At 69.4% G+C, this 26,565-nt stretch carries 20 protein-coding genes and 1 tRNA gene; 9 read left to right on the plus strand and 12 right to left on the minus strand.

Going from position 1 to position 26,565, the window contains the following annotated elements:
* Positions 1-55: 55 nt before the first annotated feature.
* The gene (locus tag ACSHWB_RS17920) at positions 56-1,825 is read left to right on the plus strand and encodes an ABC-F family ATP-binding cassette domain-containing protein (RefSeq protein ID WP_439663149.1); all 1,770 of its coding nucleotides are present in this window, start codon (positions 56-58) and stop codon (positions 1,823-1,825) included.
* A 67-nt stretch (positions 1,826-1,892) separates the two neighbouring features.
* Here the strand turns inward: ACSHWB_RS17920 and ACSHWB_RS17925 are convergent, their stop codons facing one another.
* Entirely contained in the window at positions 1,893-3,239 is a 1,347-nt protein-coding gene (locus tag ACSHWB_RS17925) for a DivIVA domain-containing protein (RefSeq protein WP_439663150.1), read from the minus strand.
* Positions 3,240-3,339: 100 nt separating this feature from the next.
* Here ACSHWB_RS17925 and ACSHWB_RS17930 point away from each other — a divergent pair, with 100 nt between their 5' ends.
* Positions 3,340-4,956: a fatty acyl-AMP ligase gene (locus tag ACSHWB_RS17930; RefSeq protein ID WP_439663151.1), complete on the plus strand. Its 1,617-nt coding sequence runs from the start codon at positions 3,340-3,342 to the stop codon at positions 4,954-4,956.
* A 139-nt stretch (positions 4,957-5,095) separates the two neighbouring features.
* Here the strand turns inward: ACSHWB_RS17930 and ACSHWB_RS17935 are convergent, their stop codons facing one another.
* From ACSHWB_RS17935 to ACSHWB_RS17975, 9 genes are all read right to left on the minus strand, one after another.
* Positions 5,096-5,458: a hypothetical protein gene (locus tag ACSHWB_RS17935; protein ID WP_439663152.1), complete on the minus strand. Its 363-nt coding sequence runs from the start codon at positions 5,456-5,458 to the stop codon at positions 5,096-5,098.
* Positions 5,459-5,494: 36 nt separating this feature from the next.
* Positions 5,495-6,058 (minus strand): aminoacyl-tRNA hydrolase, encoded by a 564-nt coding sequence (pth, locus tag ACSHWB_RS17940; RefSeq protein WP_360046978.1) that lies wholly within the window; start codon positions 6,056-6,058, stop codon positions 5,495-5,497.
* Entirely contained in the window at positions 6,048-6,554 is a 507-nt protein-coding gene (locus tag ACSHWB_RS17945; protein ID WP_439663153.1) for a DivIVA domain-containing protein, read from the minus strand. Before ACSHWB_RS17945 ends, pth begins: the two co-directional genes overlap by 11 nt.
* Before the next feature lie 62 nt (positions 6,555-6,616).
* Complete coding sequence (locus tag ACSHWB_RS17950; RefSeq protein WP_439663154.1) at positions 6,617-7,216, minus strand: 50S ribosomal protein L25/general stress protein Ctc; 600 nt, start codon at positions 7,214-7,216, stop codon at positions 6,617-6,619.
* 403 nt (positions 7,217-7,619) lie between these two features.
* Complete coding sequence (locus ACSHWB_RS17955; RefSeq protein WP_439664622.1) at positions 7,620-8,591, minus strand: ribose-phosphate diphosphokinase; 972 nt, start codon at positions 8,589-8,591, stop codon at positions 7,620-7,622.
* A gap of 14 nt (positions 8,592-8,605) precedes the next feature.
* Complete coding sequence (gene glmU / locus ACSHWB_RS17960; protein ID WP_439663155.1) at positions 8,606-10,078, minus strand: bifunctional UDP-N-acetylglucosamine diphosphorylase/glucosamine-1-phosphate N-acetyltransferase GlmU; 1,473 nt, start codon at positions 10,076-10,078, stop codon at positions 8,606-8,608.
* Positions 10,079-10,123: 45 nt separating this feature from the next.
* On the minus strand, positions 10,124-11,821 hold the full coding sequence (locus ACSHWB_RS17965) for a GGDEF domain-containing protein (RefSeq protein ID WP_439663156.1): 1,698 nt from the start codon (positions 11,819-11,821) through the stop codon (positions 10,124-10,126).
* Between the two features lie 14 nt (positions 11,822-11,835).
* Positions 11,836-11,906 (minus strand) — tRNA-Gln (locus ACSHWB_RS17970).
* Positions 11,907-11,994: 88 nt separating this feature from the next.
* A complete protein-coding gene (locus ACSHWB_RS17975; RefSeq protein WP_439663157.1) occupies positions 11,995-13,134 on the minus strand; it encodes an alpha/beta hydrolase family protein in 1,140 nt (379 codons plus the stop codon).
* A 174-nt stretch (positions 13,135-13,308) separates the two neighbouring features.
* On the opposite strand from ACSHWB_RS17975, the gene ACSHWB_RS17980 reads away from it, so the two are divergent.
* Both ACSHWB_RS17980 and ACSHWB_RS17985 read left to right on the plus strand, forming a co-directional pair.
* The gene (locus ACSHWB_RS17980) at positions 13,309-14,244 is read left to right on the plus strand and encodes an acyl-CoA desaturase (protein WP_439663158.1); all 936 of its coding nucleotides are present in this window, start codon (positions 13,309-13,311) and stop codon (positions 14,242-14,244) included.
* Positions 14,245-14,277: 33 nt separating this feature from the next.
* Positions 14,278-14,883, plus strand: a complete 606-nt coding sequence (locus tag ACSHWB_RS17985) for a TetR family transcriptional regulator (protein WP_439664623.1) — start codon at positions 14,278-14,280, stop codon at positions 14,881-14,883.
* Positions 14,884-15,032: 149 nt separating this feature from the next.
* Here the strand turns inward: ACSHWB_RS17985 and ACSHWB_RS17990 are convergent, their stop codons facing one another.
* Together ACSHWB_RS17990 and ACSHWB_RS17995 are read right to left on the minus strand one after the other, a co-directional pair.
* Entirely contained in the window at positions 15,033-16,142 is a 1,110-nt protein-coding gene (locus ACSHWB_RS17990) for a PQQ-dependent sugar dehydrogenase (protein WP_439663159.1), read from the minus strand.
* Between the two features lie 7 nt (positions 16,143-16,149).
* The gene (locus ACSHWB_RS17995) at positions 16,150-16,683 is read right to left on the minus strand and encodes a DUF4291 domain-containing protein (protein WP_439663160.1); all 534 of its coding nucleotides are present in this window, start codon (positions 16,681-16,683) and stop codon (positions 16,150-16,152) included.
* A 52-nt stretch (positions 16,684-16,735) separates the two neighbouring features.
* Between ACSHWB_RS17995 and ACSHWB_RS18000 the strand changes: the two genes are divergently transcribed.
* The 5 genes from ACSHWB_RS18000 (at position 16,736) to ACSHWB_RS18020 (ending at position 25,853) form a co-directional block, all read left to right on the plus strand.
* On the plus strand, positions 16,736-17,098 hold the full coding sequence (locus ACSHWB_RS18000; protein WP_439663161.1) for a hypothetical protein: 363 nt from the start codon (positions 16,736-16,738) through the stop codon (positions 17,096-17,098).
* 127 nt (positions 17,099-17,225) lie between these two features.
* Positions 17,226-20,780, plus strand: a complete 3,555-nt coding sequence (mfd, locus tag ACSHWB_RS18005) for a transcription-repair coupling factor (protein WP_439663162.1) — start codon at positions 17,226-17,228, stop codon at positions 20,778-20,780.
* 14 nt (positions 20,781-20,794) lie between these two features.
* Entirely contained in the window at positions 20,795-21,736 is a 942-nt protein-coding gene (locus ACSHWB_RS18010; protein ID WP_439663163.1) for a hypothetical protein, read from the plus strand.
* Positions 21,733-22,653 carry a MazG family protein gene (locus ACSHWB_RS18015; RefSeq protein ID WP_439663164.1) on the plus strand — a complete coding sequence of 307 codons (921 nt, stop codon included), beginning with the start codon at positions 21,733-21,735 and terminating at the stop codon, positions 22,651-22,653. The genes ACSHWB_RS18010 and ACSHWB_RS18015 overlap by 4 nt, the downstream gene beginning before the upstream one ends.
* Before the next feature lie 29 nt (positions 22,654-22,682).
* Positions 22,683-25,853 carry a S41 family peptidase gene (locus tag ACSHWB_RS18020; protein WP_439663165.1) on the plus strand — a complete coding sequence of 1,057 codons (3,171 nt, stop codon included), beginning with the start codon at positions 22,683-22,685 and terminating at the stop codon, positions 25,851-25,853.
* Positions 25,854-26,565 lie beyond the last annotated feature (712 nt).

Genomic DNA, 26,565 nt, shown 5'->3' on the forward strand with positions numbered 1-26,565 from the left:
TTGGTCCTGCTGGGTAGCCTTCCCAGGGCAGTTTCTTACTAGTCGTGAGGTTTTGATGGCCAACCTGGTCAACCTGGAGTCCGTGTCGAAGTCGTTCGGCGTCCGGCCGCTGCTCGACGGCGTGTCGCTCGGCGTCAACGAGGGCGACCGCATCGGTGTCGTCGGCCTGAACGGCGGTGGCAAGACGACGCTGCTCGAGGTGCTGGCCGGGGTGGAGCCCTCCGACGACGGCCGGGTGTCGCGGTCGCGCGACCTGCGGATGGCCGTCGTGACGCAGCGGACCGAGCTGCCGGACGGGTCGACCGTGCGCAACGCGGTGATCGACCCGCTCGGCTTCGACGCCGAGCACGAGTGGGCCGCCGACGCCCGCGTCCGGTCCATTTTGGACGGACTGGGCATCACCGCGCTGGGCCTGGACTCCGTGGTCTCCAGGATGTCCGGTGGTGAGCGGCGCCGGGTCGTGCTCGCGGCGGCGCTGATCCAGGACCTCGAGCTGCTGGTGCTGGACGAGCCGACCAACCACCTCGACGTCGAGGGCGTGCGGTGGCTCGCGGAGCACCTGCTGGCCCGCAAGTGCGCGCTCGTCGTCGTCACCCACGACAGGTGGTTCCTCGACACGGTCTGCAACCGCACGTGGGAAGTGGTGCAGGGCAAGGTCGAGCAGTACGAGGGCGGTTACGCCGACTGGATCTACGCCCGCGCCGAACGGACCCGCCTCGCGGACGTGCTGGAGGAGAAGCGGCAGAACCTGGCGCGCAAGGAGCTCGCGTGGCTGCGCCGTGGAGCGCCCGCGCGGACCTCGAAGCCGCGCTACCGTATCGAGGCCGCCGAGGCCCTGATCGCGGACGTGCCGCCGTTGCGCGACAACGTCGAGCTGCTCGCGTTCGCGAAGAAGCGCCTGGGCCGCACGGTGATCGAGGTCGAGGACGTCACACTGTCCATTCCGGACAGGGTGCTGGTGCGCGACCTGACGTGGCGGATCGGTCCCGGTGAGCGGATCGGTCTCGTCGGCGTCAACGGGTCCGGCAAGACGACGTTGCTGAAGCTGCTCGCGGGCGAACGCGAACCCGAGACGGGCAAGCGGATCCAGGGCCAGACGGTCAAGATCGCGCACCTCTCGCAGGAGCTGCTCGACCTGGACGGGTCGATGCGCGTGCTGGAGGCGATCGAGGAGATCGCGCGGCGCGTGGTGCTCGGCAAGTACGAGATGTCGGCCTCGCAGCTGGGCGAGCGGTTCGGGTTCTCGTCGCAGAAGCAGTGGACGCCGGTCTCCGACCTGTCCGGTGGTGAGCGGCGCCGGTTGCAGCTGTGCCGGCTGCTGATGGCCGAGCCGAACGTGCTGCTGCTCGACGAGCCGACGAACGACCTGGACATCGACACGTTGCAGCAGCTGGAAGACCTGCTGGACTCGTGGGCCGGCACGCTCGTCGTGATCTCGCACGACCGGTACCTCGTCGAGCGCGTGTGCGACAAGGTCGTCGCGCTGTTCGGTGACGGCGGCCTGACGGAGCTGCCCGGCGGCATCGAGGAGTACCTGAAGCGCCGCGACTCGTTGCGCGACAGGGAGTCCGCGTCTGGCCCGGCCTCGGCCAAGGCTCCGTCCAACGCCGCCGACCAGCGTGCCGCCCGCAAGGAGCTGGCACGGCTGGAACGGCGTCTCGAGGTGCTGCACAAGAAGGAGGCCGAGCTGCACGCCGCGCTCGCCGAGGCCTCGACCGACTCCGCCAGGCTGCTCAAGCTCGACGCCGAGCTCCGCGCCGTGCTCGCGGAGGAGTCCGACGTGGAGGCTCAGTGGATGGTGGCGGCCGAGGTCGTCGAGGGCTGATGGCGTCTGCAAGTACTACCAACTCGCAGTTGGTAGTACTTGCAGACGCCCAAAAAACCAGGGCGGGCTACTTGCCCTTGCGGCGCAGTTCGGCGGCGAGCTGGGGCAGCAGCTCGTCGATGAACGACGTGTCGTAGCCCTGACCGGAGAGCAGCGCGTAGCTGAAGCGCGCCTTCATGACCTCTTCGGAGCTCGCCCCGAGCATGCCGTCGAGCGCGACGCCGATCTCCTCCAGCATCCTGTCGACCTGTGCGGTGCGGTAGCCGCGCTGGCCGGACGCCGCCTGGGGGATCCGCAGCTGGCGCAGGTCCTTCCACGACTTGACCGACGGCATGCTGCTGCCCACCGGTCCGGAGAGCTGCTGCTCGATCTGGCCGAGGAACGCGTCGACCTCGGTCTCGTCGTAACCGCGGCGGCCGATCAGCGGGCGGGAGAACCGCACGTCGCGGACGTCCTTGCCGGTCAGGTTGTCCTGGCCGAGCAGCGTCGCCTCGATGCGGTCGAGGAACGCGTCCACCTGGGACTCCTGGTAGCCGCGGCGGCCGCGGGGAGGGCGGTGGAACGCGATGTTGCGGATGTCCGCCGCGGTGAGCTTCGGCGAGTCGATGGCCTTCTGCAGCGCGGGCTGCTGGGCGGGCTGCGACTTGGCCGGCTGGGGGCGGCGGGGCTGCTGGGGACGCCGGTCCTGCTGCGGACGGGGATCCGGCTGCGGACGGCGCTGCTGGGGCCGTTGCTGCTGCTGTGGGAGCGGTGGGAGCACCGTGGTCGGCGGGCCCGCGTCGCGCGGCGGCGGGGCGGTCTCGAACATCAGCACCACGAGGTCGAGGAACGTGTCGACGTCTTCCTCGTCGTAGCCGAACGTGCCGGGGGCGGTCTCGCCGAACACGGCGTCCTGGACCTGCCCGGCGGTCAGGTTGTCCCTGCCGCGCAAAGTCTGCTCGATGCGGTCGAGGAAGGCGTCTATCTGACCCTCGTGGTAACCGCGGGTCCCCGGTCTTGGCTTGTGGAAGCGCACGGCGGCAACGTCGTCAGGGGACAGTCGCACCGCGGGTCTCATCGCCTGCGACGTGGCGTGGGCACCCTGAGCGGGCGCGGAGGCCTGCGCACGTTGCGGAGTGGACCTCAGCGTGTCCGCGACGAGTTCCATGAAGACGTTGACCTCGTTCACGTCGTAGCCCGGGTCCCGGGTCGCCGTGCTGAACTTGACGCTCAGCACGTCTTCTCGCGTGAGGATGTCCTTGCTCTTCATGGTGCCCTCGACACGGTCGAGGAACGCGTCCACCTCAGCCGCGTCGTACCCGCGCTGACCACGCGGGGGACGGTGGAACGCGACCAGGGCCACGTCCTGCGCGGAGAGCAGAGGTGCCGGATGCGCGGGTAGACGATGCTGCGCTCCGGGGCCGCCCCGATCCACCAATGACCTCCTCCTGCGTACCTGTACTGGGGAGTATCGCGTTTCGCGTGGCATAACGTTTCGCCCTGATGGACCAAACGGCGCCACTACGATCGCGAACATGAGTCAGTTCGTGGATGTGATGCTGGCGACGGCCTCCAGCGGCGGGGACAGGGGCATGACGACGGGGGAACCCGCCGCACCAGTCCGCCGGACCTGGGCCGAGGTGCACGAACGCGCCCGGCGGATGGCCGGTGCCCTCGAAGTGGCGCCGGGCACCGCGATCGCCGTGCTCGCCGCCGAACCAGCCGTGATCGCCCCAGCCGTGCAAGCCGCATGGCTGTGTGGTGGCAGCGTCACGATGTTGCATCAACCCACACCACGCACCGACCTGGCCGAGTGGGCCGAGGACACGCTGCGGGTGCTCGCCATGATCGATTCGCACCTGGTCCTGCTCGGCAGCCCCTTTGACGCTCTGGCTGCCGTTCTGGACCAGCACGGAGTGCCCTACAAACTGCTCTCCGAACTCGACGCGGAACCGATCGCTGCTCCTGTTCCCACCGACGAGGATGCCACGGCACTGCTGCAGTTGACGAGTGGATCGACCGCCGATCCGAAGGCGGTCCGCATCACACACCGCAATCTCATGGCGAACGCCGAGGGAATGCGCATCGCGGCGGCGTTGGACCCGGCCTCTGACGTCATGGTTTCGTGGCTGCCGCTGTTCCACGACATGGGGATGGTCGGCTTCCTGACGGTCCCGATGCTGTTCGGCCTGGAACTGGTGAAGGTCACTCCCGTCGACTTCCTGTCACGCCCGACGTTGTGGGCGGACCTGATCACCCGGTACGGCGGCACGATCACCGCCGCGCCGAACTTCGCGTACGCGATCGTGGCGCGCCGCCTGGCCTCCTCCTCCGACACCTTCGACCTGTCGACGATGCGCCTGGCGCTGAACGGCGCCGAGCCGATCGACCCGGCGGCCGTGCGGGCGTTCGTGGACGCCGGCGAGCGCTTCGGGCTGCGCCCGGAGTCGATCCTCGCGGCGTACGGGATGGCGGAGACCACGCTGGGCGTGGCTTTCGCGCCGCTGTTCACCGGACTGACGGTCGACGTCGTGGACGCGGACGCGTTGGAGGCCAAGCACCGCGCGGTGCCCACTGAGGGTGGGCGTGCGTTCCCGTTGCTCGGCCCGCCGCTGCCCGGCCTGGAACTGCGGGTGGTCTCGGACTCGGGCGACGTGCTCGGCGTGCGGGACGTGGGCGAGCTCCAGATCCGCGGCGAGGCCGTCACCCCCGGCTACCTGACGGTGAACGGTCCACTCGCCACGCAGGACGCCGAGGGCTGGCTGTCCACCGGGGACCTCGGCTACGTGGTGGAGGACGGCCAGGTGGTCGTCTGCGGGCGCCGCAAGGACGTCATCATCATGGGCGGCCGGAACATCTATCCGACCGATGTGGAGCGTGCCGCCTGCTCCGTCGAGGGCGTGCGGGCCGGCAACGCGGTCGCGGTGCGGCTGGACGCCGGGACGAAGCGCGAACGGTTCGCCGTGGTGGTCGAGTCGAAGCTGGCCGGCGATGCCGACGCCGAGAAGGATCTGGCCAAGCAGGTCACCGCGCGGGTTGTGGACGCCGTGGGGCTCCGCCCGTTCGCCGTGGTGGTCCAGCCGCCGGGGACGCTGCCCAAGACGCCCTCCGGCAAGCTCAGGCGGTCCGCAGCGGCTGCCCTGGTCCAGTAGAGCGCTTCCAGTTCGCTGAGTCGCCTGCGCAGCTCCCTCGCGCTTCCGTGGGGGAGTGCGTTGGCGACGTGGTTACGGCGAGCCGGGGAGTTCTCGCAACGGGTCCACGCCGGAGAAGCCCTTCAGCACGTTCAAGCGCCTATACGGCATGGCGCTCGGCGGTCGTCGCCACGAACCGCCGCAGTTCCTTCGCCGAGGGCGGCGGAAGCGCGCTGACGGCCTTCCTCAGCAGATGGCGTGCTTCCAACGGGTTCGCGCAGCACTCGTAGACACCGCAGCCGTAGAAGTTGTCGTAGTCACGAAGATGCCGGCGTGGGTCCTGGAGGTGCTGGACCCACGTCCACAGCGAGGCCTCGACAGAGCGCTGCCAGAAGTCCGGACGGGTCTCTTCCAGGCGGCGGATGTCGCCGAGCAGCCGGGACGACATGCCCCGGACCACGGAGAACGGGTACTCCGGGTGCTGAACGAGCGCCCGGGCGGTGAGCGGGCGCCTACGCGGCATGGCCCTTTCGGATCTTCATGCCGTCCATTGTGCCCGCTAGTGGAAGCTGTTTTGCGCGGCTTCCAGGCCCTTGGTGACCAGTGCCTCGGCCGCGTCCGCCGCCCGGTCGATCTCCAGGGCGAGCTGCTTGCGCTCCACCGTCGAGAAGTCCTTCAGGACGTAGTCCGCGGGGTCCTGGCGGCCGGAGGGACGGTCCACGCCGAAGCGCAGGCGGTGGTAGTCCGGGCCTCCCAGGGACTTCGTGATGGAGCGGAGTCCGTTGTGGCCGTTGTCGCCGCCGCCGAGCTTCATCCGCAGCGCGGCGAACGGGAGGTCCAGCTCGTCGTGGATCACCAGGATGGTGGTGGGCTTGAAGAACTTCACGGCGCTCGCGACGGGTCCGCCGGAGAGGTTCATGAAGCTGCGCGGCTTGGCGAGGACGACGCGGTGGCCGGACAGGCGGCCCTCGACGATCTCCGCACCGGACTTGTGGGCCTTGAACTTGCCGCCGACGCGGGCGGCCAGTTCGTCGAGGACCAGGAAGCCGATGTTGTGACGGTTGCCCTCGTACTTGGGGCCGGGGTTTCCCAGCCCGACGATGAGGGCGAGGTCAGCGTCCACGGAACCGCAACTCCTGCTCGAGATCGTCCAGCAACGTGTCGACGGCCTGCACCTGGTACCCCTTGCCCAGCAGGCCGGACGTGGTGCTGAACCGGGTGTTGCGGACCTCGGTGGAGGTCATCGCGCCACGGCCGTCCAGGTTGGCCGCGGCACGGATGATGAAGGCGTCGACTTCGGCGCGATCGTATCCGGTGCTCGCCTTGGTGAGCTTGCGCGCGCGGATGTCCTCACCGGAGTTCAGCCCCGTCGGCGGCACGATGCCGTTGCGGATCTGGAACTCCAGCAGGTGCAGGACGCCGTCGACGCTGAGCGGGTCGTAGCCGTTCGGGACCGCGGCGAACCTGACGGTGCGCACGTGGTCCGGGTTCAGCCGGAGCCGGCCGGCCAGCGCGTCGGCGACGATCTGCAGGAACTCGTGGACCTGAGCCGGGTCGTATCCCTGCCGCTTGCGGCGGAAGGTCTTGGACCGGACGTCTGCGGGCCGCAGGTACTGCAACGGCGCGCCGCCCCCCTTGTGAGGAGGTGACGCGCCGTCGTTTCGGCCCGACGTGATGGGGCTCAGCTTTCCTCGGTGGCCTCGGCCGGAGCGGCCTCGTCACCCTCGAGCTGCGCCGCGGACGGCGCCTCGTTGATCGCGACGACCAGAGCGTCGGCGTCGGTGATCAGAACGGCACCGGCCGGCAGGGTCAGGTCGCTGGCGTGGATCTGCGTGCCCGCGGCGACACCGGCGATCGACAGCTCGATCTGGTCCGGGATGTTCAGCGCGTCGGCCTCGATCTGGATGGTGCTCAGATCCTGCGTCAGCAGCGTGCCCGAAGCGGGCTCGCCCGAGATCGCCAGCGGCACCTCGACGGTGACCTTCTCGCCGCGCTTCACGAGCAGCAGGTCGACGTGCTCGATGTAGTTCTTGATGGGGTGCGTGGTGACGGTCTTGGTGAGCGCCAGCTCGCTCGCGCCGTCGAGGGCGAGAGTGAGGACGGCGTTCTGGCCGTGCTCACGGACAACACGGGCGAACTCGAGCGCCGGCAGGGCCAGGTGCTGCGGGTCGGAACCGTGGCCGTAGAGCACCGCGGGGATCTTGCCGGCGCGACGGGTACGGCGGGCGGCGCCCTTGCCGAATTCAGTGCGCTGCTCAGCGGCGAGACGGACCTCGGACACGGTGGGGTACTCCTTACAAGTCTGGCCTTGTACGTCGGGGCGGTGCACAAGTTTTCAGCGGTTGAGGCTTTGGGTGGTGGCCAGCGGCGGCGAGCAGCGCGGAACTACGGTCAACACGCGCGGCATCAAGCCACCGCGTCGATCACGCCGAGCTCTTATAGCTCGCCCTCGCCGAGGCAACCCGACCAGTGTAGGTGAGTGGACGGGTGGGTTGCTAATCGGGGTCCCCGCTCTCGCACGCGGGGCCCTTTCGTACCGACAGAGAGTACGAAAGCTCCCCGCGTGCGTTGGGCCGCGCGGGGAGCCGGGGGCGAGGCGGAGGGCCACGCCGAGCGCACGCGGGGAGCTTTCGTACTGACATGCAGTACGAAGGGGCCCCGCGTGCGGTGAAGCAGGAGGCGGGTCAGGCGTTGCCGTCGAACAGCGACGTCACCGACCCGTCCTCGAACACTTCCTGGATCACGCGCGCCAGCAGCGGCGCGATCGAGAGGACGGTCATCTTCGGGAAGCGCTTCTCCGCCGGGATCGGCAGCGTGTCGGTGAACACGACCTCGCGGGCGCCCGAGTCCTGCAGGCGCTGGGTGGCCGGGCCGGAGAGGATGCCGTGCGTGGCGGCGATGACCACGTCGGCCGCCCCCTCGTTCAGCAGCTGCTTCACGGCGCCCGCGATGGTGCCGCCGGTGTCGACCATGTCGTCGATCACGATGCAGAGGCGGCCCTCGACCTTGCCGACGACGCGGTTCGAGACGACCTCGTTCGGGCGCAGCGGGTCGCGGGTCTTGTGGATGAACGCGATCGGGGCGCCGCCCAGGGTGTCCGCCCACTTCTCCGCCAGCTTGGTGCGGCCGGAGTCCGGGGAGACGACGGTGATCTCGTGGCCCGCGTACTTGCCGCGGATGTGGTCCGCGAGCAGGGGCATGGCCCACAGGTGGTCGACCGGGCCGTCGAAGAAGCCCTGGATCTGGGCGGTGTGCAGGTCGACGGAGACCAGGCGGTCGGCGCCCGCGGTCTTGAAGAGGTCGGCGACCAGGCGGGCGGAGATGGGCTCGCGGCCGCGGTGCTTCTTGTCCTGACGGCTGTACGGGTAGAACGGCATGATCACGGTGATGCGCTTGGCCGAGGCGCGCTTCAGGGCGTCGACCATGATCAGCTGTTCCATCAGCCACTGGTTGATGGGGGCCGTGTGCGACTGGATGACGAAGGCGTCACAGCCGCGCACGGACTCCTCGAAGCGGACGAAGATCTCGCCGTTCGCGAAGTCGTAGGCCGACTGCGGGGTCACCGTGACGTTGAGGTGCTTCGAGACCTCCTCCGTCAACTCCGGGTAGGCACGCCCTCCGAAGAGCATCAGGTTCTTCTTCGGTGTGCCAGGCATCTGCGGGTTCACGGTCAGCGACCCTCCTCTGTCTTCTCGTCGGCATTCTGCTTCGCCAGGGCGTCGGCTGCCGCCTGAGCGGCGGCCGTGCCCTCCCGTCGGCTGAGGACCCAGCCTTCGAGGTTGCGCTGCGGGCCACCGGACACGGCGAGCGCGCCCGGCGGGACGTTGCGGCGCAGGACGGTGCCCGCGCCGGTGTAAGCGCCATCGCCCACGGTCACCGGCGCTACGAACATGTTGTCCGAGCCGGTGCGGCAGTGGGATCCGACGATCGTGCGGTGCTTGTTCACGCCGTCGTAGTTGACGGTCACGGACGCGGCACCGATGTTGCTGTGATCGCCGATCGTGGCGTCGCCGATGTAGGACAGGTGGGGGACCTTCGAGCCCTCGCCGATCGTCGAGTTCTTCGTCTCGACGAACGTGCCGATCTTGCCCTTCACGCCCAGCGACGTGCCGGGGCGCAGGTAGGCGAACGGGCCGACGGAGGCGTTGTCGCCGATCACCGAGTCGCTGCCGTGGGTTCGCACGACGGAGGCGCCGGTGCCGACCGTGACGCCGGAGAGCGTGGTGTCGGGACCGACCAGGGCGCCCGAACCGATCACCGTGCCCGCGCGGAGCTGCACGTTCGGCTCCAGCAGCGCGTCCTGGCCGACCTGCACGTCCGCGTCCACCCACACCGAGGCGGGGTCGACGACGGTCACGCCGGAGCGCATGAGGCCCTCGACGATGCGGCGGTTCATCTCGGCACCGACGGCGGCGAGCTGCACGCGGTCGTTGATGCCCTCGACCAGCCACGGGTCGGAGGCGATCAGGCCGCCGACGCGCAGGCCGTCGCCGCGGGCGATGCCCAGGACGTCGGTCAGGTAGAGCTCGCCCTGCGCGTTGTCGGTGGACAACCGCGAGAGCCCGTCGCGCAGCACCGCCGCGTCGAAGGCGTAGACGCCGGAGTTGATCTCGTTGATCAGCTGCTCGGCGGAGGAGGCGTCCTTCTGCTCCACGATCCGCTGGACGGTGCCGTCGGCGTCGCGGACGATCCGGCCGTACCCGGTGGGGTTCTCCACCACGGCCGTCAGGACGGTGACCGCGTTGCCGGCGGACCGGTGCTCCGCGAGCAGCGCGGTGAACGTCTGGGTGTCGAGCAGCGGCACGTCGCCGTAGCTGACGATCACCGTGCCGCCCAGGTCGTCCGGCAGCTCGGCCAGGCCGCACGAGACGGCGTGCCCGGTGCCCTTCTGCTCCGCCTGCACCGCGACGGTGACCTTGCGGCCCAGCGTCCCGGAGAGGGTCTCCAGATGCTCGGTGACGGCAACACGTCCGTGACCGACGACGACGGCCAGGTGATCGGGATCTGTGCCGGCCGCCGCGCGCACCGCGTGTTCGACGAGCGATCGTCCGGCGATCCGATGCAGCACCTTGGGCGTGGACGACCGCATGCGGGTGCCTTCCCCGGCGGCGAGCACGACCGTGCTGACAGGGCCCTCGAGCATCAATGCTCTCCCTAACAGGCTGGGTGTTTCGAGTCCGCGACCAGCCTAAGCCTCCGCGGACGGCTCCCCGGCCACGGCCGCTACCTGGCAGCCACCCTGACGCTTCGCCACGTACATCGCCGAGTCCGCCCTCGACAGCGCCTGGTTCGCGGATTCGCGGGGGCGCAGCGAGATGACGCCGACCGACAGCGTCACGCCCCTGGAGAGGTCGATTGGCAGGCCTGCCACGGCATCCACGGCCCTGCCGAGGGCTGCTTCCGCGGCGTGCAGAGGGGCACCCGGCAGCAGCACGACGAACTCGTCGCCGCCGTAGCGGGCCACCATGTCGTCACCCCGCAGTGCCTGCCGGAGTGTGCTGGCAATCACCCGAAGAACATCATCACCCTCGGCATGTGAATGCCGGTCGTTCACGCCCTTGAACCCGTCGAGGTCGACCAGCGCGATCGAGAACGGATCGACCTGACCGGCGATGAGCTCGCTCATCTTGTCGTCGAGCGCGCGGCGGTTCGGCAGGCCCGTCAACGGGTCCTGCAACGCTTGCTGCGCTATCTGACCGTGCGCGCGCGTGAGCCGTTCGTGCTCGCGGCGCGTCTGCAGCGTGGCCACGCGGGACTCCCGCATCTGCCACAGCTCCAGCTCCAGCGCCGCGTTGTAGGCCTGCAACGCCGACGTCGTGTGCGGCCCGCACAGGTGCGCGTACTCGCGCTCCAGCGACAGCACCAGCGACGGTTCGGACGTGTCGTGCTCCATCTGCGTGCGCGTGTCGTCGAGGACCTTGAGCGCGTCGTCCAGCCGGTTCGCCTCGACCAGGCACCGGGCCAGCGCGATCGCGACGATGATCAGCTCCCGCGCGTACATCGACAGGCCGCGCAACGACCACAGCCGGTCGAGGTGGCCCTCCCTGGGGTTCGTCAGGGCGTGGGCGGCACCGAGGATCGGCACCTGCTCGGCGGCGTCCATGTCGCGCCTGCCGGGGTGCAGCGACTGCCGGAACGGCACCTCCGCGGCCTCGGCGAGCCCGGAGGCCACCTTGAACTGCTCGTGCGCGGCGTCGTGCAGGTTCACCCGTTCGAGCCGCAGGCCCCAGCCGATCCGCAGCCGGGCGCGGTTGACCAGGTGCACGTAGATCTGGTGGGGCTGGCCGCTCTCGCGCAACGCGTTGTTCGCGCCCGCCAGCACGTCGTCCGCCATCTCGTAGACGCCGAGCTGGGTCAGCACGAGGGCGATGTCCTGCAGCGTCGTGGCGAGCAGCTGGTCCCAGATCCGCTTGTCGAAGACCGGGTCGACCTCGGGTTCCTCGTCGAGCATCATCGCGAGCGCCGACGCGATCTCGGTCAGCGCCTTGTCCTCGGCGTTGCCCAGCAGGAACCGGCGTCCGCGCAACGCCCGCGCGTCCGCCTCCAGCACGATCAGGCCGTGGCGGCGGCAGTGGGCGAGCATCTCGTCGAGCTGCGGGTCGGACATGTCGACGAGGCCCGGCGTGACCAGCCTGACCACGGCCGCGGCTCTGAGCAGCTGCGCGACGATGCGGGGCTCGCCGCGACCCTGCGCCTCGGCGAGGATGCGGTCGATCTCCGTGGCGGCGTCCAGCTGCGCGGCGAGGTGGCTGCTCTGGGCCACGGCGACGAGTTCGCTCGCGCGGCCCACCAGCCACGCGTCGGACATCTCGTGATGGCGGTGGCCCACGTTGCCCTGCTCGTCGACCGTTTCCTCGGGCAGCTTCGCACCTCCCAAAGACCACACTGACTCGTGCCCTGCTCCGCCACCAGGATTCGAACCTGGACCATCTGAACCAAAATCAGAGGTGCTGCCTTTACACCATGGCGGAATGAACGAACTCGCGTCCGCTCAGGGCACATGTTGTCACGAGTGGTCCTCTTCTTGTCCAACCACCACTCGCTCGGCTCAGTTCAAGATCACGGCTTGGCGCCGACTGACCTGGTCAGGAAGTCGCCGAGCGAGCTGCGATACGTGTCCGTCGCCACATTCCACCCCGACGTGTGGTCGGCGCCGGGGATCTCGACGTACTGCAGCGGCCACCCGAGCCTGCTCGCCGCGGTCGCGAGGTCACGGGAGGACTGGGCGGGCACCGTCTCGTCCGCGGAGCCGTGGAACAGCAGCGTCGGCGGCTTGAGCGCCGGCGGGTTGCGGACCAGGTCGAACCGGTCGAAGTCGATGTCGGCGCGCCAGCCGGACACCAGCTCGGCCACGGGCGTGAGCCACGTCGGCACGCCCCGGTTCTGGGCCTGCAGGTTCAGCGTCTGCGTCCAGTTCGTCACGGGGGAGTCGAGCACCACGCCGCTGACGGCCGCCGCGAGACCGGACCTGGCGAGGGTCTGGCCGACGATCGCGCCGCCCATCGACCAGCCGTAGAGGACGACCTTCTTCGCGCCCTGGCCCTGCGCGTACTTGATCGCGGCCTCGACGTCGCGCCACTCGGTGTCGCCGAGGTGGTAGAGGCCGTCGGGGGAGGCGGGAGCGCCCTCGTCGTTGCGGTAGGTGATCAACAGGACGGGCAGCCCGGCGGCGTGCAACTGGGGGACGACGCGCAGGCCCTCCTCGCGCTTGGCGCCGCGGCCGTGGACGTTGACGACCCAGGTGTCGTTGTTCGAGGCGGGCACCAGCCACGCCGGCATGTCGCCGAGCTCGGTGGGCACCGCGACGTCGCTGTAGACGAGCCCCAGCGCGGTCTTCGGGTTGCCCTCGTAGACGGCGGTCTCGATGCGCACCTTCGTGCCGTCCGGGGGCGCGCTGCCCTCCAGCAACGGCCGTTCGACGCGCCCGTCCTTCCTGCTGGTGATCTCGCCGATCTTGGCCTGGCCGCCGACCCAGATCAGGCCGAGCGTGCCCTGCTGGACGCTCGACACCGACTCGGCCAGCACGACGGACCGGTCGTCCTTGCCCAGCGCCGTGTCCGGGTACCGGCCCGTCCACCTGTCGGGTTCGAGCAGCTCACCGCTGTAGTACCAGCCGACGCCTCCCAGAGCCGCTGTGACCAGCACGAGCAGGACGAGCAACGAGGTCGCGGTGATCCGGATGATCTTGCGTCTGGCCATCTCCCGATGATGCCGGGTCGAGGTCTCGATTCCAGGCGACACAGCGTGCCGTTTCCGGAGAACCGGCCATGATTTTCCGCGCGGGGTATGGCGAAAGCAGGCGACCCTAACCTACGCTTCCGTAAGTTACGGTCGCGTAGGTACGTCCGCCCCCTCACCCCCAGAGGTTCGCGCATGACGACGACGATCAACCAGTCCACGGGCCCCAAGCCGCTGTTCGGCAAGCGGCGGAGCAACCTCGAGCAGTCCGGCGTGTACGTGTTCGTCATCGTTCCCCTCGTCGCCCTGCTGGCCGCCGTCCCCTTCGCGTGGGGCTGGGGCCTCGGCTGGGTCGACGTGATCCTCTTCGTCGCCTTCTACTACCTGTCCGGCCTCGGCGTGACGATCGGCTACCACCGCTACTTCACGCACGGCTCGTTCAAGGCCAGGCGCCCCCTGAAGATCGCGCTGGCGATCGCGGGCTCGATGGCGCTGCAGGGCCCGGTGATCGACTGGGTCGCCGACCACCGCCGCCACCACGCCTTCTCCGACCGCGAGGGAGACCCGCACTCGCCGTGGCTGTTCGGCAGCGGCCCCGTCGCGCTGGCCAAGGGCTTCTGGCACGCGCACATGGGGTGGTTGTTCAACCGCGACAAGACCAACCACGAGCGCTTCGCCCCCGACCTGCTGGCCGACGAGGACATCGTGCGGGTCGACCGGTACTTCGTGCTGTGGACGACGATCTCGCTGGCCGCGCCGGGGGTGCTGGGCGGCCTGCTCACGTGGTCGGTCTGGGGTGGCGTGACCGCGCTGTTCTGGGGCGGCTTCGTCCGCGTCGCGTTCCTGCACCACCTGACGTGGTCGATCAACTCGATCTGCCACATGGTCGGCGACCGCCCGTTCGCCGCGCGCGACCGCTCCGCCAACGTGTGGGCGCTCGCGATCCTGAGCTTCGGCGAGTCGTGGCACAACCTGCACCACGCCGACCCGACGTCCGCGCGGCACGGCGTGAAGCGCGGCCAGCTCGACATCTCGGCCCGCCTGATCTGGGTGTTCGAGAAACTCGGTTGGGCGACGAACGTCCGCTGGCCGAGTGAACAGCGCCTGGCCAGGATCAGCGTGAAGACGTGAGCTTTGTAGGCTGACTCGGTGGCCAGGGTCAGGATGACGGGCAAGGAACGCCGCGAGCAGCTCCTGGACGTCTCCCGGGCACTGTTCGCCGAGAAGGGCTTCGACGCGACCTCGATCGAGGAGATCGCGCACCGGGCCAGCGTGTCCAAGCCCGTCGTCTACGAGCACTTCGGCGGCAAGGAAGGCATCTACGCCGTCGTCGTCGACCGCGAGATGCAGCGCCTGATGGACCAGATCATCACGGCCCTCGACGACGGCTCACACCCGCGTGAGCTGCTCGAACAGGCCGCCTGCGCGTTGCTCGACTACATCGAGGGCTCGACGGACGGGTTCCGCATCCTGGTGCGCGACTCGCCCGTCGCGTCGTCCTCCGGCACGTTCTCCTCGTTGCTGAACGACATCGCGTCGCAGGTCGAGCACATCCTCGGCCTGCACTTCGCGAAGCAGGGCTACGACCGCAAGCTCGCCGCGCTGTACGCGCAGGCGCTGGTCGGGATGGTCGCGCTGACCGGGCAGTGGTGGCTGGAGGCGCGCAAGCCGAAGAAGGACGAGGTGGCGGCGCACCTCGTGAACCTGGCGTGGAACGGGCTTTCCGCCATCGAGCACAAGCCGAAGCTGCGCAGCCGGCCGTCCTCTTAGTGCATCTGCACGTATGGCGAGCCTCGTGTTAGTGCATGAGGCTGAAAGCCGTGCGCGCGGCGAAACGGTGCGGGTACGCCTGAGCGATGACTCCCAGTGGAGCCCGGCGTCCGAGCCGTTCGTCGAGGGGTCGAACGGCTCGGACGCGTTCACGCGGTCCCGGTGAGCTTCAGCAGCTTGTCGTTGGTCCCGTTCGAGGTCGTGAGGTACAGCGAACCGTCCGGCGCGGTGCGGGCGGCGCGAAGACGGCCGTACTTGTCGTTCAGCTCCTCGGGGATGCTCACGTTCTGCACCTTGCCGGCGTCGTCCAGCGTGAAGAGCAGCAGCTTCGAGCCCTTGAGCGCGGTGATCGCGAGCTTGCCGTTCCAGAACGCCGCCTGGCAGATCGCCTCGGTCGGTGACCCCGACGACCACACCGCCGGCACCGCGTCCGGGAACCGCTGCAGGTCGGTCATGGGCACGCCCTCGTCGTACCCGCCCTGAGTGCCGCCCTTGGAGGGGTCCCAGCCGTAGTTGGCGCCCTTGCTCAGCAGGTTGACCTCGTCGTCGACGCTCGGCCCGTGCTCGCTGGAGAACGCCTGCTCACCGCCGGGCCGGAACACCACGCCCTGCACGTTGCGATGGCCGTAGGTGTAGATCCGGCGCTCGTTGGCGTTGCCAGAGGTGATGAACGGGTTGCCCGCCGCACCCTCGCCGGTCTCGGCGTCGATCCGCAGCACCTTGCCGCCGAGGCTCGTCTTGTCCTGCGGGTTGCGGCCCTGCGCGATGTCCCCGGTGGCCACGTACATCGAGCCGTCCGGCGCGAGCGTGGGCCGGCAGCCGGAGTGGCGTCCGCTGGAGTTCGACGGCATGCCGGTGAGCAGGTCCTTGACCTTCGTGGCCTTGGTGCCGTCGAGGCGGTAGGTCACCAGCCGCACGTCCTTCGACGTGTTGAAGCAAACGGTGAAGCGTTCGTTGTCCGGGTGGATCACCAGGCCCATCAGCCCGCCCTCGCCGCGCACCTGGATGTCGGTGAGGTCGATGTCGACGGGCGTGACCTGGCCGTTCTTGACGAGCTTGACCGTGCCGGGCCGTTCGGTGACGAGCGTGCCGCCGCCGGGCAGGAACCCGATGTCCCAGGCGTGCTGGAAACCGCCCGCGACCTCCTCGACCTTCAACCCCTGCGGCGCGGGCGCCTTCGACGGCGCGTTGCCGCCCGGCTCCGGCGACGAGCACGCCGCGACGACCAGCACCAACCCAGCAGCAACGAGTGCGCGCATGTCCTAACTATGCGTTTTGTGCCGTGGAGGTTCCGTAAGGCCGCTCAACGGGCAGCAACGCGCGCGCTCCGTCCAGATCCCGCGCACGCACCTTCTCGTGGACTGCGCGCGCAAGGGCTGTCACGTCGGTGATGCCGACCGTCCACTCGTTGACGTACATGGCCGAGGCCTCGCGGGCCAGTCCGATCTGGATGGACCGGTGTTCCAGCGCTTCGTGGTTCAGGCCGCGTTCCGGGTCCCACTGCACGCGGACCGGCGGCTTGCCGGTGATCCGGCTGTTGACCGCGTTCGCGACCGCCCAGTCGAAGCCTTCGCGGGTGATGCGGATGGCGAGGACGTGTTCCTGGCCTTCCTTCTGGGCGTAGCCGCAGCGGTACATCATCCAGAGGAAGGACGGCTTGATCCACGTCATCCGGTCCGGCTTGAACGGCGGGACGAGGCGTTGTGCTTTCACGGCCGGGACGGCGATGGCGGGCGAATAGGCCTGGTAGACCACGATGGACTGATCGTCGTAGTCAGCCCTGATCTCTTTCGTTGACACGGCTCCAGGATCAGGTAGCGGTCAACCGAATTGGGTGTGAGGAGTGCCGGACGTGATCGTTCCCGAACAAGCGACCAGGGAGACGGTCGAACAGGTGTGGCGGGCCGTGCTGGACGGCACCCTCGGCCGCGCCGACGCCCACCGCTGGGCAGCGCGCTGGGTCGAGGCGGACGACCCGCGGGTCGACGATCCGATGGTGTGGTCGGCGCTGGTGCGGCTGCACGGGGTCGATCTGGTGCGGCCGGACGCGGCACGCTCCGTGATCCAGCACGGGGGTTCGGGCGTCGAAGTCCACACGGCAGAGGCCATCGCGGCGGCCCTCGCCACTTGGCGGGCGGCCTGCGTGGACCACGACGCCGATCCCGCCGCCCATCTCCGCCGCGTGCGGGAGGCCGGACGTTCCGCGGGCGCGTGACCGGCCTCCCACAGCCGCGCTCGAGCCACCCGATGAGGGGTCGCGAAACGAGCTAAGGTGGGTGGTGAGACCCCTCGTCCCAGGCAGGGGTCTGTCTGGCGTCTCCCACTCGACCGGGGTTTCTCACATGCCGCTGCTCGGCCTGCTCGATGGTGTCCTGCCCGACAAGGCCCTCCGCACGTTGATCGACTCGGCCGGCGTTCCCGAGCTGGAGCTGGACGGTCCGCTGGCCGCCCGCCCGCTCGTCACCGCCGCGCTGTCCACGGTCCGGCCGGTGCTGGCCGTCACGGCCACGGGCAGGGAGGCCGAGGAGCTGACGAACGTCCTCAAGGACCTGATCGGCGCGGACAAGGTCGCGTTCTTCCCCAGCTGGGAGACGCTGCCGCACGAACGGCTGTCCCCGCGCGCGGACACGGTCGGTGCGCGCCTGCAGATCCTCCGCCGCCTCAAGCACCCCGAGGGCAACCCGCTGCGGGTCCTCGTCACGACGGTCCGCAGCCTCATCCAGCCGATGGCGCCGGGGCTGGGCGACCTCGCGCCCGTGCACCTGGAGGTCGGCGAGGAGCAGGACTTCGCCGAGCTGCTCACGCGCCTGGCCGAGAACGCCTACAGCCGCGTCGACATGGTCGAGAAGCGCGGCGAGTACGCGACGCGCGGCGGCATCCTCGACATCTTCCCGCCGACCGCCGAGCACCCTTTCCGCGTCGAGTTCTGGGGCGACGAGGTCAGCGAGATCCGGCCGTTCTCGGTGCAGGACCAGCGTTCGCTGCCGGTCGAGGTCACCGGTTTCGTCGCGCCGCCGTGCCGTGAGCTGCTGCTGACCGACGACGTGCGGCACCGCGCCGCCGAGCTGGCCGAGGAGCACCGGCAGGACGCGCACCTCGCGGAGATGCTGGAGAAGATCTCCGGCGGCATCGCGGTCGAGGGCATGGAGGCGCTGATCCCCGCGCTGTGCCCCGGCGAGCTGCAGCTGCTCACCGACGTGGTCGAGAAGGGCACGCACGTCCTGCTCCACGACCCGGAGAAGATCCGGGCCCGCGCGGCCGACCTGGTCCGCACCGGGCAGGAGTTCCTCGAGGCGTCCTGGATGGCGGCCGCCGCCGGGGGCAAGGCGCCGATCGACCTCGGCCGCAGCGGGTACCAGGGCATCGGCGAGATCTCCAGCCACGCCAAGGAGAACGACCGTCCGTGGTGGACGCTCAGCCAGCTCACCAGTGACTCCCAGGACGTCGTGCACCTCGACGTCAAGCCGGTCGAGGCCTACCAGGGCGACGTCGAGCGCGCGTTCGCGGACCTCAAGGCGCACACGGCGACGGGTGGCGCGGCCGTGCTGGTTGTGCCCGGTTCCGGTACCGCGCAACGAGCCGTCGAACGGCTGAAGGAAGCCGAGATCTCGGCCGTCTGCGTCGAATCCCTCGACGCGGCACCGAAAGCGGGCACGGTCACGGTCGTGCGCGGCTCGCTCGAGGACGGCTTCGTGCTGCCGGACCTCGCGCTGGTGGTGCTCACCGAGACCGACCTGACCGGTGGCCGCGGCGGCACGTCCACGAAGGACATGCGCAAGATGCCGTCCAAGCGGCGCAACGCGGTGGACCCGCTGGCGCTCAAGGCCGGCGACTTCGTGGTGCACGAGCAGCACGGCATCGGCAAGTACGTGGAGATGGTCCAGCGCACGGTCGCCGGGGCCACCCGCGAGTACCTGGTCCTGGAGTACGCCAGCAGCAAACGCGGCCAGCCCGGCGACCGGCTGTTCGTGCCGACCGACCAGCTCGACGAGGTCAGCCGGTACGTCGGCGGCGAGCTGCCGACGCTGAACAAGCTCGGCGGCAGCGACTGGAAGAACACGAAGTCCAAGGCGCGCAAGGCGGTCAAGCAGATCGCGGCCGAGCTCGTGCAGCTCTACGCGGCACGGCAGAGCGCCCCAGGCCACGCGTTCGCGAGCGACACGCCCTGGCAGCGCGAGCTGGAGGACGCCTTCGCGTTCACCGAGACGCAGGACCAGATGGCCGCGATCGACGAGGTCAAGGCCGACATGGAACGGTCCGTGCCGATGGACCGCGTCATCTGCGGTGACGTCGGCTACGGCAAGACGGAGATCGCGGTCCGCGCGGCGTTCAAGGCGGTGCAGGACGGCAAGCAGGTCGTGGTGCTGGTGCCGACGACGCTGCTCGCCCAGCAGCACCTCAACACGTTCTCCGAGCGCATGCGCCAGTTCCCGGTGAACATCAAGGGACTCAGCCGTTTCACCGACCCGCAGGAGTCCGCGCAGACCATCGCGGGCATGGCGGACGGCGAGGTCGACATCGTGATCGGCACGCACCGGCTGCTGCAGAAGAACGTGCGGTACAAGGACCTCGGCCTCGTGATCGTCGACGAGGAGCAGCGGTTCGGCGTGGAGCACAAGGAGCACATCAAGGCGCTGCGCACGCACGTCGACGTGCTGACGATGTCCGCGACGCCGATCCCGCGCACGCTGGAGATGTCGCTCGCCGGCATCCGCGAGATGTCCACGATCCTGACCCCGCCGGAGGAACGGCACCCGATCCTCACCTACGTCGGCGCGTACGACGACAAGCAGGTCGGCGCGGCCATCCGGCGCGAGCTGATGCGCGACGGCCAGGTCTTCTACGTGCACAACAGGGTCTCGACGATCGAGAAGGCCGCCAAGCGCATCCGCGAGCTGGTGCCGGAGGCCAGGGTCGTCACCGGGCACGGCCAGATGAACGAGGACAAGCTCGAACACCTCATCCAGGGGTTCTGGGAACGCGAGTACGACGTGCTCGTCTGCACCACGATCGTCGAGACCGGTCTCGACATCTCCAACGCCAACACGCTGATCGTCGAGCGCGGCGACCTGCTCGGCCTCGCCCAGCTGCACCAGCTGCGCGGCCGCGTCGGCCGTGGCCGCGAGCGCGGGTACTCGTACTTCCTGTACCCGGCCGAGACCCCGCTGACCGAGCACGCGCACGACCGGCTCGCGACGATCGCGCAGAACACCGAGCTCGGCGCCGGCATGGCCGTCGCGATGAAGGACCTGGAGATCCGCGGCGCCGGCAACATCCTCGGCGCCGAGCAGTCCGGTCACATCGCGGGCGTCGGCTTCGACCTGTACATCCGGCTGGTCGGCGAGGCCGTCGAGGCGTTCCGCAAGCACGCGGGAGCCGACGGGGGCGAGGTCGAGGAGGATCTCGCCGAGGTCCGCGTCGACCTCCCCGTGGACGCGCACATCCCGCACGAGTACGTGCCGGGGGAGCGGCTGCGGCTGGAGGCCTACCGCAAGATCGCGGCCGCGGCCGACGAGGCGTCGCTGACGGCCGTCTGGGACGAGCTCAAGGACCGCTACGGCACGCCGCCGGAACCGGTCGAACGCCTGCTCGGCGTGGCCCGCCTGCGGCACGCCTGCCGCCGCCACGGGGTCACCGAGGTGATCGCGATGGGCCAGAACCTGCGGTTCGCGAAGCTCGACCTGCTCGACTCGCAGCTGGTCCGGTTGCGCCGGCTCTTCCCGAAGGCCGTCTACAAGCAGGCCATGGGCACGGTCACCGTGCCTAGGCCGACGGAGGGAGCGGCAGGAGGCCGAATGGGTGCACCACAGCTGCGCGACCAGGAGCTGTTGAACTGGTGCGGTGCGTTCCTCGACTCACTCGTGGGGACTCCCGTGACCCCGGTCACCAAGGCGTGAGAAGGTAGATCCTCGTGAGCACTGTTCTGAAGCGTTTCTCGCTGGTCGGTGTGGCTGTGGCGCTGCTGGCCACCGGTTGTGCCTCTGGTCCCGCGAAGGCCGGTTCGGCCGCGATCGTCGGTGATCAGACGATCAACCTGGAGACCGTCCAGGACCGCACCGTGAGGGTGCTCAAGAAGGAGCCTGCCGCCCAGCAGATGCAGGACCAGGGCAAGCTCGACCAGGTCTCGAAGCTGGTGCTGGCCGACGAGATCACCCACAAGATCGCCGAGTACGCGGCGCAGCGCGAGAACATCACGGTCGACGAGACCAAGGTGTACGACGCGGTGCAGGAGAAGGGTGGCCCCGAGGCCGCCGCGAAGCAGAGCGAGCAGGACGAGACCACGATCTACCGCCGTCAGCGCGACGTGCTGGTGATGGGTGAGCTCGCCCGCCGCAACCTCTCCACGCTCGAGGTCGTGATCGACTTCTTCCAGGTCAAGGACCCGAAGGAGGCCAAGGAGAAGGCGGCGGAGGTCGCGGCCGACTCCTCGAAGATGTCGAAGTTCGTGCAGGAGGCCCCGCGCACCACCAGCGGTCAGCAGGCCTCGGCGACGAACCAGAAGGTCCGCGTCACCGAGAACCCGTCGCTGGTGCACACGATGCTGTGGGGCGTGAAGCCCGGCACCGTCGTCGCCTTCCCGGCCGACGAGCAGCAGGCCAGCTGGATGGTCGCGCTGGTCAAGGAGCGCAACAAGGTCTCGCCGGTGCCCGGTGAGGACGAGCTGGCCGAGCGCATCGACCCGCGCCTGCTCGCCGCCTTCGGCCTGCGGGTCGCGCAGTTCTACGCCGCCGACCTGAACGTCGAGGTCAACCCCCGCTACGGCGTGTGGGACCCGACTGACGCCACGATCGTCGGCAACCCCGGCGAGAGGGCCGGTTTCGTCGGTGTGACGTCGGCCAAGAACAAGTCTTGAGCACCGTCGTCGTCCTGAGCGAGCGGCTCGGAGCAGTCCTCCCTGCCGCCGCTCTGCCCGCGTTGCGCACGGCCACGGCCGTCTACGCGGGCGAAGGCGTGCCCCTGGAGTCCTGGTCCTCGCTCGGGGTCGACGGCCCCGCGCCCGCCGTCGTCGAGGCCGGCGCGGTGGTGATCACGACCGACGCCTCCGCGTACCCGGACGCTGACGTGATCGCGACGCCGGAGCCGTTGGGTGCCGGGCTGCTCGACGCGGCCGCGGTCATGCACCGGCTGCGTTCGCCGGGCGGATGTCCGTGGGACGCCGAGCAGGACCACGACTCGTTGCGCCAGTACCTCGTCGAGGAGACCTTCGAGCTGCTGGAGGCGATCGAGGACGGCGACCGCGCGTCGATGCGCGAGGAGCTCGGCGACGTGCTCCTGCAGGTCCTCTTCCACGCCCGTGTCGCGGCAGAGGACCCCGAGGACCCGTTCGACATCGACGCCGTCGCGGCCGAACTGGTCGCGAAGCTCGTCGGCAGGCACCCGCACGTCTTCGAGGGCAACGACCCCGCCGTGCACGACGCGACCTCGCAGCAGCACCGCTGGGAGGAGCTCAAGCAGGCCGAGAAGCAGCGCGAGTCCAGTGTGGACGGTGTCGCGCTGGGGCAGCCGGCCGTCGCGCTGGCCGCGAAGCTGGTGCAGCGCACCAAACGCGCGGGGTTCCCCGTCGATCTGCTGCCCGAGGGCGACGACACGGGCACGACGTTGTTCGCCGTGACCGCTTTGTCCAAGCTCGCGGGGGAGGACCCGGAGACGGAGCTCCGCCAGGTGTGCCGCCGATTCGCCGCGAACGTCCGCGAGGCGGAGTCCAAGGCGCGGGCCGAAGGTCTAGATTCTCTTATGGCTGAGGACTGGCGGCGTTTTTTGCCCTCCTGAAACCGTGAGCGTGGGCTAACGTCGATCTCGTGACTTACCTTCGGTATCCGCATCTGCGCGGTGACTTGGTGACGTTCGTGGCCGAGGACGACGTGTGGCTGGCGCCCGTCGACGGAGGAAGGGCCTGGCGCGCGTCCGCTGACCAGGTTCCGGCGCGCACGCCCCGTTTTTCGCCTGACGGCACGCAGTTGGCCTGGGCCAGCTGGATCGACGGCGCGCCGGAGGTGCGCGTGGCCCCTGTGGACGGTGGCCCCGCACGCCGGTTGACGCACTGGGGCGTGGCCCGTACGGCGGTGTCCGGCTGGACGCCGGACGGACGAGTGCTCGCCGTGTCGACCACGGGCCAGATGTCGCGGCAGCGCAAGCACGCGCACGCCGTTCCGCTGGACGGCGGACCTTCCGAGGTGCTGCCGTACGGCTGGGTCAACGACGTGTCGTTCGGCCCGGACGGCCAGGTCGTCACGTCGTCCAGCTACATGCAGGAACCGGCGTGGTGGAAGCGGTACCGCGGCGGCACCGCGGGCAAGCTCTGGGTGGACACCGAGGGTTCCGGCGACTTCGTCCGGGTGCTGTCCGAGCTGAAGTCGACGCTGGCGAACCCGATGTGGGTCGACGGGCGGATCGCGTTCCTGTCCGACCACGAAGGCGTCGGCAGCGTGTTCTCGGTGCTGCCGGACGGCACCGACCTGCAGCGCCACACCTCCGGGGAGTTCTACGCCCGCAACGCCTCCACCGACGGCTCGCGGGTGATCTTCCACCAGGCCGGCGAGCTGTGGCTGCTCGACGGCCTGTCCGAGCTGCGCAAGCTCGACATCAAGCTCGGCGGCCCGCGCACCGGCCTGCAACCCCGCCACATCAAGGCTTCCGGCAACATCGAGTCGTTCAGCGTCGACCACACCGGCCGTGCGTCGGCCGTCGAGGTCCGCGGCTCCGTGCACTGGGTGACGCATCGCGACGGCCCGGTGCGGGTGCTGGCCGACCGTTCCGACGTCCGCGCACGGCTGCCGAAGGTGCTCGGCGAGACCGCTCACGTCGTGTGGGTGACCGATGTCGAGGGCGAAGAAGCCCTGGAGATCGCGCCCGTCGGCGGCGTCGAACCGGGCAACACCGCGCGCCGCATCGCTTCCGGTGCGCTGGGGCGGGTCATGTCCCTGGCCGCCGCACCGGACGGCTCACGGGTCGCCGTCGCCACGCACGACGGCCGGCTGTTGTTGGTGGACATCGCTTCCAGTGAGGTGCGCGAGGTCGTCAGCGGCGCCAACGCACACATCACGCACCTCGCGTTCTCACCGGACTCCGCGTGGCTCGCCTGGTCGCATCCGGGCCCGACACCGTTGCGGCACATCAAGATGGTGAACGCGGCGGATCTGTCCGTTGTGGACGTGACGCCGCTGCGGTTCGCCGACTTCGCGCCGACGTTCACCGAGGACGGCAAGTACCTGGCGTTCCTGTCGATCCGGACGTTCGACCCGGTCTACGACGCGCACGTGTTCGACCTGTCGTTCCCGACCGGCTGCCGCCCGCACCTCGTGCCGCTGGCCGCGACCACGCCGTCCCCGTTCGCGCCGATGCACGGCGGCCGCCCGGTGGGCGACGAGGACAAGGACTCCGAGGACGACGACGAGAAGACCCCGGTCACGAAGGTCGACCTCGAAGGCCTCGCCGACCGCGTGGTGCCGGTGCCCGTGGCGGCCGCTGATTATGTGTCTCTGAAGGCAGCTCGCGGCGGCCTGCTGTGGCTGCGCCGGCCGTTGCTCGGCGTGCTGGGCGACAACCTGGCGTCCCCCGAGGCGCGCCCGCCGCGCACGGTGCTGGAGCGCTACGACTTCGGCAAGCAGAAGACCGAGTGCCTGGCGGACAGCGCGGACGCGTTCGCGGTGTCCGGCGACGGCAAGCGCATGGTCGTGGAGGACCGCGGCGACCTGCGGGTCGTGCCGACCGACAGCAAGGCGGACGAGGACTCGGCCGACTACGTCGAGATCGACCTCGCACGCGTTCGCGTCGTCATCGACCCCGCGCTGGAGTGGGCGCAGATGTACGCCGAGAACGGCCGGCTCATGCGCGACCACTTCTGGCGCACCGACATGGGCGGCGTCGACTGGCAGGGCGAACTCGACCGCTACCGGCCGCTGGTGGCCGAGGTGGGCAGCCACGACGACCTGGTCGACCTGCTGTGGGAGGTCCAGGGCGAACTGGGCACCTCGCACGCCTACGTCTGGGGCTCGACGCCGCACGTGCCCGCCTCGCGCCGGCAGGGCCTGCTGGGCGCAGATTTGCGGCGTGAGGGTGACTCGTGGGTCGTTGGCCGCGTGATCCCCGGCGAGACGTCCGATCCGCATGCGCGTTCGCCGTTGTGCGCGCCTGGGGTGGCCGTGCGCGCCGGGGACGTTCTTGTGGCTGTTGATGGGCGTCCGGTTGGGCTGGCAGGGCCTGGGGCGTTGCTGGTCGGCGCCGCTGGGAAGCCCGTGGAGCTGACCGTGCGGCCCGGTGGTGGTGGGGAGCTGCGTCGGGTCGTTGTCGTGCCTCTGGCCGATGAGGAGCCTCTGCGCTACCACGACTGGGTCGCCAACCGTCGTGCCTTCACGCACGAGCAGTCCGGTGGCCGCGTGGGGTACCTGCACGTTCCCGACATGATGGGTGCCGGGTGGGCTCAGCTGCACCGGGATCTGCGGGTCGAGCTGGCTCGTGAGGCCCTGGTGCTCGACGTCCGTGAGAACGGGGGCGGGCACACCTCTCAGTTGGTCATCGAGAAGCTCGGGCGCAAGGTCATCGGCTGGTCCGTCGCCCGTGGCTACACGGCGTCCGAGTCGTATCCGCAGGACGCGCCTCGCGGGCCCGTGGTGGCGGTGGCCGACGAGTACGCCGGATCGGACGGCGACATCGTCAACGTGGCCATCAAGGAGCTCGGGATCGGGCCCGTGGTGGGGGTGCGTACCTGGGGCGGCGTCATCGGCATCGACATGCTCTACACGCTGGTCGACGGCACAATGGTCACCCAACCGAGGTACGCGTCCTACTTCAAGGGCCACGGGTGGGGCGTCGAGAACTACGGTGTCGACCCGGACATCGAGGTGGTCATGACGCCTGCCGACCGTGTATCTGGGCGCGACCCGCAGCTCGAAAAGGCCGTTTCGTTGGCTCTGGAAACCCTTTCATCTTCCCCTGCTGCTCACGCTCCGGAGTTGCCGCCGTTGGGTTGAACACCCCATCGTGTGACTAAAGAACGGTGACGAACTGTTCCATGTGGACGATCAACCAGATGGAACAGTTCTCACCGTTCGGGGGTGTGCTGAAGATGAGTCATCGTGACGAGCCGCGCAGTGGTCGTGGATGCTTCGGGGCCGTGGTTGTCGTGCCGTTCCTGGCGCTGGGCGGCATGTTCGCGTTGATCGCATTGACGGGGTCGCCTTCGGAGTCGCCGTTGGCTGCGCCTGCGCCTGCTCGGCCCACGACCTCGCAGTGGTGGACCGAGCCGTTCGAGACTTCGGTTTCGTTGGCCACCGTTACTGAGACCGTGGTCGTGGAGGGGGCTCGGCGGGAGGTTATGGCCGCTCGTTCCGCCACTCAGACCCGTGTGGTGGGGACTACCGTCACCGAGACTGTTCGGGTTTCTGGTACCAAGCCTGCGGCTACTGGGCGGAATGAGCCTTCCGGGCCTGAGGAGGAAGAGCCGGCTTTGCCGTCGTCTTCTGAGTCGGCTTCCCCGCCTGTGGTCACCACTTCTGCTGTTGTGTCCACTGTGGTGCCTCCGCCCGTTTCTGAGCCTGCGGTGGTTGTTCCGCCTGTTTCCACGGCTCCGCCGGTGGATCCGTCTGAGGTTCCGCCGTCTACGCCTCGGGCTGAGGATCCTGTTGCGCCGCCTGTGGTCACCCCGCCGGTGGTCACCCCGCCTGTTGAGCCTCCTTGTGATCG

The organism is Lentzea sp. HUAS TT2, assembly GCF_051853195.1.
Taxonomy (GTDB): Bacteria; Actinomycetota; Actinomycetes; order Mycobacteriales; family Pseudonocardiaceae; genus Lentzea.

Coding starts and splice junctions, on each gene's coding strand:
- ACSHWB_RS17955 (WP_439664622.1), bottom strand. CDS start 8,591: ATGCCTGGCACACCGAAGAAGAACCTGATGCTCTTCGGAGGGCGTGCC.
- ACSHWB_RS17985 (WP_439664623.1), top strand. CDS start 14,278: ATGACGGGCAAGGAACGCCGCGAGCAGCTCCTGGACGTCTCCCGGGCA.
- ACSHWB_RS17935 (WP_439663152.1), bottom strand. CDS start 5,458: ATGCCGCGTAGGCGCCCGCTCACCGCCCGGGCGCTCGTTCAGCACCCG.
- ACSHWB_RS17920 (WP_439663149.1), top strand. CDS start 56: ATGGCCAACCTGGTCAACCTGGAGTCCGTGTCGAAGTCGTTCGGCGTC.
- glmU (WP_439663155.1), bottom strand. CDS start 10,078: ATGCTCGAGGGCCCTGTCAGCACGGTCGTGCTCGCCGCCGGGGAAGGC.
- ACSHWB_RS17990 (WP_439663159.1), bottom strand. CDS start 16,142: ATGCGCGCACTCGTTGCTGCTGGGTTGGTGCTGGTCGTCGCGGCGTGC.
- ACSHWB_RS17930 (WP_439663151.1), top strand. CDS start 3,340: ATGAGTCAGTTCGTGGATGTGATGCTGGCGACGGCCTCCAGCGGCGGG.
- ACSHWB_RS17975 (WP_439663157.1), bottom strand. CDS start 13,134: ATGGCCAGACGCAAGATCATCCGGATCACCGCGACCTCGTTGCTCGTC.
- mfd (WP_439663162.1), top strand. CDS start 17,226: ATGCCGCTGCTCGGCCTGCTCGATGGTGTCCTGCCCGACAAGGCCCTC.
- ACSHWB_RS17980 (WP_439663158.1), top strand. CDS start 13,309: ATGACGACGACGATCAACCAGTCCACGGGCCCCAAGCCGCTGTTCGGC.